This is a genomic window from Caballeronia concitans (genome assembly GCF_001544615.1).
In the GTDB taxonomy this organism is placed as follows: domain Bacteria; phylum Pseudomonadota; class Gammaproteobacteria; order Burkholderiales; family Burkholderiaceae; genus Caballeronia; species Caballeronia concitans.
Genome location: NZ_FCNV02000045.1, coordinates 1 through 1,121, shown reverse-complemented (window position 1 = coordinate 1,121; position 1,121 = coordinate 1). Strand labels below are relative to the sequence as shown.

Genomic DNA, 1,121 nt, shown 5'->3' with positions numbered 1-1,121 from the left:
CACTAGTCGACTGCGTCATTGATTTTGCACCGGACGAATCCGACGCGAAGGGTCGTCATACTTCCATTTGACGGGCTTCGGATTTTTGTTGTGCTCACGGATGTAGTGCATGAGTTTGCGATCCAAGTCTTTTACCGAAGTGAAGATGCCGCGGGCGATCACATCACGCTGGATGCGCGAGAACCAGTTTTCCACTTGGTTGAGCCACGACGAGTAGGTCGGCGTGAAGTGCAGACGTACGTTGCGATGAGCGTTGAGGAAGTCGGCGACCCGCTCCGTCTTATGGCTGCTGACGTTGTCACAAATGACGTGGATCTCCCTGCGTTTGGGCTCACTGGCGACGACGTCGGTCAGAAAGGCTACGAACTGTTCGCTTGTGTGGCGCGGCGCCGTCTTGCCAAACACTTCGCCGGTAGCAGTATTGAACGCCGCGAACAAGCTGAGCGTGCCGTTGCGCTTGTACTCGAAGCCGTGACTCTCGGCGCGCCCCGGCGACAACGGCAGCATCCGGTCCTTGCGGTCGAGTGCCTGAATCGCGGTCTTCTCGTCCACACAGAACACCGCTGCGTGCGCCGGCGGGTTTAGGTAAAGCCCGATCACGTCGGCTGCTTTGGCCTCGAAATCCGGGTCGTTGGAGACCATGTGCCGCTCTAACTGTTGCGGCTTGATGCCGTGCTTGCGCCAGATCCGCTGCACGGCCGAGACCGACACGTCGCCGAGCTCTGCCGCGAGCTTGTAGCTACTCCAGTGTGTCGAGCCGTCGGCGGGTTTGTGCTTGAGACTGCGATTGAGCACCCGCGCCTCAAGTCGCGCCGGCGGCTGCTTGGGAGCGCGCCCGGGGTGCCGGGCGTACATGCCGGACAGTCGCTCGCTCAGAAAGCGCCCCGACCAGCGTGTGATGAAGCGCGAGTCGCAACCCAGGGTGCGCATGATACTGTCGCGCGATTCGCCGTCCTCGAGCATCAGGATCAACTTCGCCCGTCGTACGTCTGCCGCACGCACCGTTCGGCTGCGCGCCGCCGACAGCAGTTGCTCGCGTTCGGTCTCGGTTAAATTCATTTTGCCCATGACCCATATCTAAGCATAGATAGGGGTGCTAATTCAATGACGCACTGCACTAG

Annotated in this window: 1 protein-coding gene; it reads right to left on the bottom strand. The window is 60.3% G+C overall.

All coding sequences use genetic code 11. From position 1 onward, the window contains the following. Positions 1 to 15 precede the first annotated feature (15 nt). Complete coding sequence (locus AWB72_RS28320; protein ID WP_087129218.1) at positions 16 to 1,068, bottom strand: IS630 family transposase; 1,053 nt, start codon at positions 1,066 to 1,068, stop codon at positions 16 to 18. Positions 1,069 to 1,121: the final 53 nt, after the last annotated feature.

What these genes read in the sequence shown, in the direction of transcription:
- AWB72_RS28320 (WP_087129218.1), bottom strand. Translation starts at nt 1,068, where the DNA reads ATGGGCAAAATGAATTTAACCGAGACCGAACGCGAGCAACTGCTGTCG.